This is a genomic window from Methylobacterium sp. E-066, assembly GCF_022829635.1.
Classification (GTDB): domain Bacteria; phylum Pseudomonadota; class Alphaproteobacteria; order Rhizobiales; family Beijerinckiaceae; genus Methylobacterium.
This window is the reverse complement of sequence record NZ_JAKSYO010000194.1, coordinates 48,070-56,487: the sequence shown is the minus strand read 5'-3', so window position 1 is coordinate 56,487 and position 8,418 is coordinate 48,070. Positions and strand designations below refer to the sequence as shown.

Genomic DNA, 8,418 nt, shown 5'->3' with positions numbered 1-8,418 from the left:
CCGGCTTCGCCTGCGCTTCCCGCACGGACGACGAGGTCCGTGCGGGCCTCTCCCCGCGAGCGGGGCGAGGGGACCCGCGCCGCATTCGGCATCGGAGCAAATCCGTTGGCGTCAACACAAGAGCCCAGGGAACGCGGAGCGCTTGGTCGAAAACCGTATCGGCAGTTCGCCAAGCCGGCCCGTCCTGACATCACGCCCCCCAAGTCCCGCCCCACGCCGAGAAACCCCCTCGGTTGAAGTCGTTAAGCCGATGCTGTATGGAGCGCGCGTCCTCCCGATTCCGCTCGCGCGCGCTCGATTTCGTGTGCCCGCCGCGTCGCCGGCTGGATCGCCCTCGTCATCCGTATCGACGCGTCGGCAAGCCGGATCCCGCGGGACCGGTCGCCTCTCCCCCAAGGTTTTCGGGAGCGGCCGCGGCGAACCGGGGGTGCGTGCAACGCGAGCCGCCGACGCAACGGGCCTCCGCTGGAGGCCGTTCAGGAGAGAGAATGTCCGCAGGTACCGCTCTGGGGCGTGGCCCGAGCCGCGATGATTTCGCCGCCCTCCTCGAGGAAAGCTTCCTCGAACACGAGATCACCGAAGGGTCCGTCGTCAAGGGTCGCGTCGTCGCGATCGAGAAGGACGTGGCCGTCATCGACATCGGCGCCAAGACGGAAGGCCGTGTCGCACTCAAGGAATTCACCGGCCCGGGCCGCGAAGGCGAGCTGAAGGTCGGCGACGAGGTCGAGGTCTACGTCGACCGGATTGAGAACGCGCTCGGCGAAGCCGTCATCTCGCGCGACAAGGCCCGCCGCGAGGAGAGCTGGGTCAAGCTCGAAAAGTCGTTCGAGAACAACGACCGCGTCACCGGCACGATCTTCAACCAGGTCAAGGGCGGCTACACCGTCGACCTCGACGGCGCCGTGGCGTTCCTGCCGCGCTCGCAGGTCGATATCCGCCCGGTCCGCGACGTCACCCCGCTGCTCGGCACCCCGCAGCCGTTCCAGATCCTCAAGATGGATCGTCGCCGCGGCAACATCGTCGTGTCGCGCCGGACTGTGCTCGAAGAGAGCCGCGCCGAGCAGCGCTCGGAGCTGGTGGCCAACCTCGAGGAAGGTCAGGTCATCGACGGCGTCGTCAAGAACATCACCGAGTACGGCGCCTTCGTCGATCTCGGCGGCATCGACGGCCTGCTGCACGTCACCGACATGGCGTGGCGCCGCGTGAACCATCCGTCCGAGGTCGTGACCATCGGCCAGACGGTCAAGGTCAAGATCATCAAGATCAACCACGAGACGCACCGCATCTCGCTCGGCATTAAGCAGCTGCTCGCCGATCCGTGGGAGGGCATCGCCGCCCGCTACCCGGAGGGCGCCAAGCTCAAGGGCCGCGTGACCAACATCACCGATTACGGCGCCTTCGTGGAGCTGGAGCCGGGGATCGAGGGCCTGATCCACGTCTCCGAGATGAGCTGGACCAAGAAGAACGTCCATCCGGGCAAGATCGTCTCCACCTCTCAGGAGGTCGAGGTTCAGATCCTGGAAGTCGATCCGGTCAAGCGCCGCATCTCGCTCGGCCTCAAGCAGACCCTGCAGAACCCCTGGGAGGCCTTCTCCGAGAAGCACCCGGTCGGCTCCGAGGTCGAGGGCGAGGTCAAGAACAAGACCGAGTTCGGCCTGTTCATCGGCCTCGAGGGCGATGTCGACGGCATGGTCCACCTGTCGGATCTCGACTGGAACCGTCCCGGCGAGCAGGTCATCGAGGAGTTCAAGAAGGGCGACATGGTCCGCGCCCAGGTTCTCGACGTCGACGTCGAGAAGGAGCGGATCTCGCTGGGCGTGAAGCAGCTCGGCGGTGACCCCTTCGCCGAGGCCGGCGAGATCAAGAAGGGTCAGATCGTCACCTGCGAAGTCGTCGAGGTGAAGGATTCGGGCGTCGAGGTGAAGATCGTCGACACCGACATGACCACCTTCGTCCGCCGCGCCGAACTCGCCCGCGACCGCGGCGACCAGCGCCCCGAGCGTTTCGCCGCCGGCGAGAAGTTCGATGCCCGGGTCGTGCAGTTCGACCGCAAGGCCCACCGCGTCCAGGTCTCGATCAAGGCTTTGGAAGTGGCCGAGGAGAAGGAAGCGATGGCCCAGTTCGGCTCCGCCGATTCCGGCGCCTCGCTCGGCGACATCCTCGGCGCCGCCTTCAAGAAGGCCCGCACCGACGACGAGTGAGACCGACGGTCTCGCCGCCCGGCGCAGCCGGGCGGCGGCTTCGGATCGATCCAAAAAACCCGCGCGGGACACCCGTCCCGCGCGGGTTTTTTCGTGTTGGCTTTGAGCCCGCTCGATCGCGCTTCGTGATTGCATTATGATGGAATGCAATCACGGTGGGCTTCGGGGTTTGGTTCGATGCCGTCCATCACGATCCGCAATGTTCCTGACGCAGTGCATCGCGCCCTGCGTGCGCGGGCCGCTCTGCACGGTCGCAGCACCGAAGCGGAGATCCGCAGCATTCTGGAGCAGGCCGCCAAGCCTGAGGGCCGTCTGAAGCTCGGGTCGCTCCTGGCGTCCATCGCGCGCGACGCCGGCGGGATGACCGAGGCCGAAGCGGAGCACTTCGAGGATTTGCGCGATCAGACACCGGCTGAGCCGATGCGCTTCGAATGATCGTCCTCGATACCGACGTGATGTTCGAGCCGTGGAAGGCTGAGCCGAATCCCAAGGCGGTCGCCTGGATCGATGCGCAGATGGTCGAGACCCTCTACCTATCCACGATCACCGTGGCCGAACTGCGCTTCGGCCTGGCGACGATGCCGGATGGCAAACGGCGCAGGATCTATCAGGAGCGTCTGGAACGCGACGTCCTGCCCGCTTTCTCGGGGCGAATCCTGTCCTTCGATTTGGGCGCCTCTCAGGCCTATGCCGACCTGATGGCGCGGGCGCGGGCCGCCGGCAGAGCCATCGGCAGGGCGGACGGCTACATCGCAGCGACGGCCGCCGCACGCGGCATGATGGTCGCCACCCGCGACATCGGTCCGTTCGAGGCAGCCGGACTGACCGTCATCAATCCCTGGGATGGGGTGCCATGACGCGAACAGGCCGGGATTTGCGGTCCGACGCGACAGGTTGCGGCCCGTGATGACCACCCCGCGGGGCGCCTAAAGACGAACCACGCTGTAGGCCAAGGCGGGGGCGCCGCATTTTCTTCGCGCGGCCCATATCCAGGCCCGCGGAAAATGCTCTAGAACACCGGCCTCGGGCGGCTCCGGCCGCGCGAGGCAAAGGAAACCAAGGACTTGCCCGGCGCGGGGCCTCGCCCCCGCACCCCGTCACGGGGCCGATCCGGGGAGGCGAAGGGAAGCGACCGCATGGCAGCCGACGCCGAACTGCTGATCGACCGTCGGCGCCTGCGCCGCAGGCTGTCCCTGTGGCGGGTGCTCGGGATCGGCGGCCTGATCGTGGCGGTGGGCGCCCTCGGTTACCGGGTCCGGGCCGGCGCCGACGGCGCCTTCGCGGTGCGCCCGCAGATCGCCCGCATCTCCGTCTCGGGCTTCATCGCCGGCAGCGAGTCGACCGCCAAGCTGATGCAGCGGGTCGGCGACTCCGACGCCGTGAAGGGCGTGGTCGTCTCGATCAACTCGCCGGGGGGCACCACCACGGGCTCGGAAGAGATCTTCCGCAACCTGCGGGCGCTCGCCGCCAAGAAGCCGATCGTGGCCTTCGTGGACGGCACCGCCGCCTCGGGCGCCTACATTACCGCCATCGCGGCCGATCACATCGTCGCCCGCGAGACCAGCCTGGTCGGCTCGATCGGCGTGCTGTTCCAGTATCCGGACCTTTCGGGCCTGCTCGACAAGGTCGGGGTCAAGGTCGAGTCGGTAAAATCCTCGCCGCTCAAGGCCGAGCCCTCGGGCTTCACCCCGACAACCCCGGAGGCGCGCGCCGCTCTCGCGGCCGTGGTCGGCGACACCTATGCCTGGTTCAAGGGCTTGGTGGCCGAGCGCCGGGGCATGGATGCTGGCCAGCTCACCGCCGTCTCGGACGGGCGGGTGTTCAGCGGCCGCCAGAGCGTACCCCTGAAGCTGGTGGACGAGCTCGGCGGCGAGCGCCAGGCCGTGGCCTGGCTGGAGGCGAACCGGGGCGTGCCGAAGGACCTGCCGATCAAGGACTGGAAGCCCAGCAAGGACAGCGATTTCTCGCTCTGGTCGGCCGCCGGCATCGGCGCGGACCTCCTGGGCCTCGACGGGCTCGCCGGGCGGCTGCGGGCCGTCGGCAGCCAAGCCGAGACCGCGGGCGGTGGCCTCCTCGTCCTGTGGCGCCCGGAACCCTGAGCGCCCTCGCACCCGAAGCCCGCCCCGATCCCCCGAGAAGACCAGACGCCATGATCAAGTCGGAGCTCGTCCTCAAGATCGCCGAGCAGAACCCGCATCTCTACCAGCGCGACGTCGAGATCCTGGTCAACGCGATCCTCGACACCATCTCGGACGCACTGGCCCGGGGCGACCGGGTCGAGCTGCGCGGCTTCGGCGCCTTCTCGGTGAAGCGTCGGGAAGCGCGCAAGGGACGCAACCCACGCACCGGCGCGGCCGTTGCCGTGTCCGAGAAGGCGATTCCCGTGTTCAAGACCGGGAAGGAGATGCGCCAGCGCCTCAACGCCGCGGGCATCGGCGAGAGCGCGTCGGCCGCCGAGTAGGAAGAGGTCTTAGAGCGCGATGATCCGTTTCCTGAAGAGCCTCGTGCTGCTGCCGATCGCCGCTCTGGTGATCCTGCTGGCGGTCGCCAACCGGGCACCGGTCCCGCTGTCCTTCGACCCGTTCAACGCGGACGCTCCGGTGTTCAGCGTCGACCTGCCGCTCTACGCGATCCTGTTCGGCGCGGTGGCTCTGGGCATCGTGGTCGGCGGCGTGTTCACTTGGCTCGGCCAGGGCAAGACCCGGGCGAACGTGCGCTACCATCGCCGCGAAGCCACGCGCTACGAGCGCGAAGCGAGCCGCCTGCGCGCCTACGCGCCTGAGAGCGAGACGCAGGGGGCCGCCTACACGGTGCCTAACACCACCCGGACCGCATTGCCGGCGCCGCGCTGAGCGGACAGGTTCAGCGGGCCGCCCGCACCGCGGCCACGAAGGCCGCGATCCTGTCCGGATCTTTTAAGCCGGGCGCCGATTCAACCCCCGAGGACACATCCACGGCGCAGAGCCCGGTGCGGATCAACGCCGCGCCGACATTGCCGGCGTCCAACCCGCCGGACAGCATGGTGCCGGGCGGCAGTTCGGCATCAGCCAGGATCGACCAGTCGAAGCTGTGACCGTTACCTCCCGGATGCGCCGCCCCGGCCGGCGCCTTAGCGTCCAGCAGAATCCGGTCGGCCACCCCGGCATAGGCCGGGATCGCTTCAAGGTCGGCCCGGGCCGCCACGCCGATCGCCTTCATCACCGGCCGGCCTGCGAGCGTGCGGATCGCCGCCACCCGCTCGGGGCTCTCGCGCCCGTGCAGCTGGATTAGGTCCGGATCCACGGACGCGACCGCCGCCCGCACCAAAGCGTCGTCCGGGTCGACCAGCAGGACGACGCGTTCGGCCCGACCGCGCACCTGCGCAGCTAATGTCGAAGCCGCTTTGAAATCGACGTGGCGCGGACTGCGCGGGAAATGCACGAGCCCGATCCAATCCGCGCCGGCCGTCAAAGCGGCTTCGAGGGTTTCCGGCGTGCTGAGCCCACAGATCTTGACGCGGGCTGGAGGGATCGGGGCTGACATGGGCGCCTTGTAGCCGATCTAGTACAGGACCGGCAGGTAGAGGTTCGGGATCGGGAACCCGCTGAAAACGATCCGCCCGTTCACGAGCTTCAGCGGCGGCAGGGATTTAAGCGGCGCCGCATCCGCCGACCCATCCTCCGGTTCGGGCCGCCGGCCCAGGCCCAGGAGGCCGCCGACGAGCTGTCCGACCAGCGCACCCTTCTCGGATCCGAAGCGCTGGCCGACGATGCTGCCGATCAAGGCATCGACCCCGGCCGCCCGCAGGTCGAGCTGCCCGACCGGGCGGTGCGCCTCGTCGAGGGCGAGCGCGCCCTTCGCCTGGACGCGCTGGGCGCCCTTGGCCAGCGACAGGGCCGTCAAATCGAGGGTGCCGCCGGCCCGGCGCCAGCGCTCGAGTTCCCGCGGCACCGGCCCGGTGCGCAGGACGGTCGCCTGGGTCACGGTGGCGTCGAGCGACAGGTCGGCGGGGGCGGGGTTGCCGGTGAGCGCGTCGAGCTGCGGCACCGCAGCCTGGGCGAGCCGCAGGCTCACATCGACCGCGCCCTCGGAGTCGAAGCGGCCGGGGGTCGGCCGCGCATGCAGCTCGAGATGCTGGCCGGCCACCGCGATCGGCCCCGGGTCGGCGCCGGTGACGGTGACGTTCGGGCCGTCCACCACCAGGGAGGCCCGCGTGAATCCCTCCGATTCGCCGTGGACGCTGCCCTGGAGCTTGCTCCAGGTGGCGTCGCCGGTCAGCGCGCCCTGCTCGACATGGAAGGGGCCCGCACTCTCGAACAGCACCAAGCGCGGCTGGTAGACCTGTGCCACCGCGGTCGACGGGCCGAGGCGGAACCGGCCGTCGGATCGGTCGAGGGTCACGGCGCTGCAGCGCAGCTCGATCCGGAACGGGTAGCCGGTCAGCGACCGGTCGGCACAGGTCCAGGTACGGCCGGCCGCCGCCTCGCGGGCGATCCAGCCATCGATTTCGGTCGCCGCGCGACCCCGGATCCAGAACCAGCCGGCCGACCAGGCGACCACGATCAGCGCGAGGACGATGTAGGGCAGGAACAGCCCGAGCCGGAGACGCCGCGCGGTCCGCGCCAGCGAAGCCTGCGCGTCGCTGTCTGCTCGCGTCCGATCCTGCGTCATGCGTCCCGCTCCCCACCATCCGCCCCGATCCAGGGGCTTGCAGGCCCCGCCTTGAGGCCATGCACGGGGCAAAACTGGGGCAACGTCGGGATTGATCGACCGCGCGGCGACCGATCCGCCTCCAGAGACCCGATGTCCGGGTCAGATCAGGATCAGACCTGGGCCGGCGCGATCGTGTCGAACTGCAGGTCGCTGACGATCGCCGCCCGCTCGGCTTCGCCCTCGGCGAGGCGATGCACGTGCAGCTCGGTGGCGCCGCTGCTCCGCACCCGGTCGAGCCAGGTCCGCCGGAGATGGTCGCGCGGGCTCTCCTTCGAGGTCGCCACCGAGACCATCTCGGCGATGCCGGTCTCGTCGCGCCGCACGGCGATCACCACGGCCTCCGCCATCTCGTCGAGGTCGAAGGCGCCGGCCGAATGGACCCCGACCACGTAGCGCCGGCCCGAATGCCCGCGCCAGGCCGAGAGAGGGAGGGCCGGCGTGCCGCGCAGGCCGGCCGTGGTCTTGAGGCGTTCTTCACGCACATCCTGTCTCCGCGTGCGATCGTCCTTCAGGTCGCGAAGCGCGGCCGACCAGGACAGGGCTCTTCTGTTCGCCATTTGTTCCAACCTACCGCGCGATATCCACAGGCGTCAAGCACAACGTTCCTGAGGAGGAATGTGGTGATGGGGCGAGTTATCCACAAGCAGCCGCTATAGGTGCCGGGCGATGCGGCAGCCCGCGAAAACGGCCGCTGCGGCTCCGAAAAAACTCAGCGGCGCGGTGCGGCGCCGGCCGGCGCTTCCGTGGCCGATGACGAAGCGCTCTCAGACGCGAAACCCTTCAGGCCGCCTTCCAGAAGGGCGTTCGAGGCCGCCTCCAGACGGTCCTGAGCCAGCGCCTGGAATTCCTGGCGGCCCAACCCCGGGGGGATCGGCTTGAGGAAGTGGATCACGGCCGTGCCGGGTCGGCGGATGAGGCTGTTGCGAGCCCAGAACGCGCCGGTGTTCAGCGCCACCGGCAGGCACGGTACGTTCAACGCCGTGTAGAGATGCGACAGGCCCTGCTTATAGGCTGGCGGAGCCCCGACCGCGCGGCGGGTCCCCTCGGGGAAGATGATGAGCTGGCGGCCATCCCGGATAGCGTCGGCCGCGGCCGCGTTCATCAGGCTCATCGCCCGGGCGCCCTTCGACCGGTCGATCGCCACCATTCCGCTGCGGGACAGGTACCAGCCGATCAGCGGGATCAGCAGCAGCTCGCGCTTGAGGATATAAGCGAATTCCGGGAACACCGTGCAGAGCGCCAGGGTCTCTAGGGCGGACTGGTGCTTGGCCGCGATCAGCAGCGGCCCCTTCGGGATGTTCTCCAGGCCGCGGAACTCGACCCGCATGCCGGCGACCATGCGCAGCAGCCAGAGGGTCATCCGGCCCCAGAGCCGGGCCAGCCGCAGCACCGCGCGGCGGGAGACCAGCGTGGGCAGGCCACCGAGCGCCAGCAGCGTCGTCACCGCGTAGAAGCAGACGTTGAAGGCGAGGGAGCGCAGGGCGAGCATCGGAATCCGCTTCGTGACGGCTTTCCTCTACCGCGC

10 protein-coding genes are annotated in these 8,418 nt (G+C 69.1%); 6 read left to right on the top strand and 4 right to left on the bottom strand.

Features of this window, described 5'->3' with window-relative positions; genetic code table 11:
- Positions 1-488 precede the first annotated feature (488 nt).
- From rpsA to MKL20_RS29585, 6 genes are all read left to right on the top strand, one after another.
- Positions 489-2,201: a 30S ribosomal protein S1 gene (rpsA, locus tag MKL20_RS29610; RefSeq protein WP_007559924.1), complete on the top strand. Its 1,713-nt coding sequence runs from the start codon at positions 489-491 to the stop codon at positions 2,199-2,201.
- A gap of 177 nt (positions 2,202-2,378) precedes the next feature.
- On the top strand, positions 2,379-2,636 hold the full coding sequence (locus tag MKL20_RS29605; protein ID WP_244039691.1) for a FitA-like ribbon-helix-helix domain-containing protein: 258 nt from the start codon (positions 2,379-2,381) through the stop codon (positions 2,634-2,636).
- Positions 2,633-3,058 (top strand): type II toxin-antitoxin system VapC family toxin, encoded by a 426-nt coding sequence (locus tag MKL20_RS29600; protein WP_244039690.1) that lies wholly within the window; start codon positions 2,633-2,635, stop codon positions 3,056-3,058. The genes MKL20_RS29605 and MKL20_RS29600 overlap by 4 nt, the downstream gene beginning before the upstream one ends.
- A 279-nt stretch (positions 3,059-3,337) precedes the next feature.
- Positions 3,338-4,300: a signal peptide peptidase SppA gene (gene sppA / locus MKL20_RS29595; protein WP_243970191.1), complete on the top strand. Its 963-nt coding sequence runs from the start codon at positions 3,338-3,340 to the stop codon at positions 4,298-4,300.
- A gap of 50 nt (positions 4,301-4,350) precedes the next feature.
- Complete coding sequence (locus MKL20_RS29590; protein WP_007559930.1) at positions 4,351-4,662, top strand: integration host factor subunit beta; 312 nt, start codon at positions 4,351-4,353, stop codon at positions 4,660-4,662.
- A gap of 19 nt (positions 4,663-4,681) precedes the next feature.
- Entirely contained in the window at positions 4,682-5,053 is a 372-nt protein-coding gene (locus MKL20_RS29585; RefSeq protein ID WP_244039689.1) for a LapA family protein, read from the top strand.
- A 10-nt stretch (positions 5,054-5,063) separates the two neighbouring features.
- Here the strand turns inward: MKL20_RS29585 and MKL20_RS29580 are convergent, their stop codons facing one another.
- From MKL20_RS29580 to MKL20_RS29565, 4 genes are all read right to left on the bottom strand, one after another.
- Positions 5,064-5,723, bottom strand: coding sequence for a phosphoribosylanthranilate isomerase (locus tag MKL20_RS29580; protein ID WP_244039688.1), 660 nt, complete (start codon positions 5,721-5,723; stop codon positions 5,064-5,066).
- A gap of 18 nt (positions 5,724-5,741) precedes the next feature.
- A complete protein-coding gene (locus MKL20_RS29575) occupies positions 5,742-6,851 on the bottom strand; it encodes a DUF2125 domain-containing protein (protein WP_244039687.1) in 1,110 nt (369 codons plus the stop codon).
- Between the two features lie 152 nt (positions 6,852-7,003).
- Positions 7,004-7,450, bottom strand: a complete 447-nt coding sequence (locus MKL20_RS29570) for a hypothetical protein (protein WP_244039686.1) — start codon at positions 7,448-7,450, stop codon at positions 7,004-7,006.
- A gap of 152 nt (positions 7,451-7,602) precedes the next feature.
- Complete coding sequence (locus MKL20_RS29565) at positions 7,603-8,382, bottom strand: lysophospholipid acyltransferase family protein (protein ID WP_244039685.1); 780 nt, start codon at positions 8,380-8,382, stop codon at positions 7,603-7,605.
- Between the last annotated feature and the right edge of the window lie 36 nt (positions 8,383-8,418).

Excerpts from the sequence above, each read along its gene's own strand:
- rpsA (WP_007559924.1), top strand. The coding sequence starts at position 489 with ATGTCCGCAGGTACCGCTCTGGGGCGTGGCCCGAGCCGCGATGATTTC.
- MKL20_RS29605 (WP_244039691.1), top strand. The coding sequence starts at position 2,379 with ATGCCGTCCATCACGATCCGCAATGTTCCTGACGCAGTGCATCGCGCC.
- MKL20_RS29600 (WP_244039690.1), top strand. The coding sequence starts at position 2,633 with ATGATCGTCCTCGATACCGACGTGATGTTCGAGCCGTGGAAGGCTGAG.
- sppA (WP_243970191.1), top strand. The coding sequence starts at position 3,338 with ATGGCAGCCGACGCCGAACTGCTGATCGACCGTCGGCGCCTGCGCCGC.
- MKL20_RS29590 (WP_007559930.1), top strand. The coding sequence starts at position 4,351 with ATGATCAAGTCGGAGCTCGTCCTCAAGATCGCCGAGCAGAACCCGCAT.
- MKL20_RS29585 (WP_244039689.1), top strand. The coding sequence starts at position 4,682 with ATGATCCGTTTCCTGAAGAGCCTCGTGCTGCTGCCGATCGCCGCTCTG.
- MKL20_RS29580 (WP_244039688.1), bottom strand. The coding sequence starts at position 5,723 with ATGTCAGCCCCGATCCCTCCAGCCCGCGTCAAGATCTGTGGGCTCAGC.
- MKL20_RS29575 (WP_244039687.1), bottom strand. The coding sequence starts at position 6,851 with ATGACGCAGGATCGGACGCGAGCAGACAGCGACGCGCAGGCTTCGCTG.
- MKL20_RS29570 (WP_244039686.1), bottom strand. The coding sequence starts at position 7,450 with ATGGCGAACAGAAGAGCCCTGTCCTGGTCGGCCGCGCTTCGCGACCTG.
- MKL20_RS29565 (WP_244039685.1), bottom strand. The coding sequence starts at position 8,382 with ATGCTCGCCCTGCGCTCCCTCGCCTTCAACGTCTGCTTCTACGCGGTG.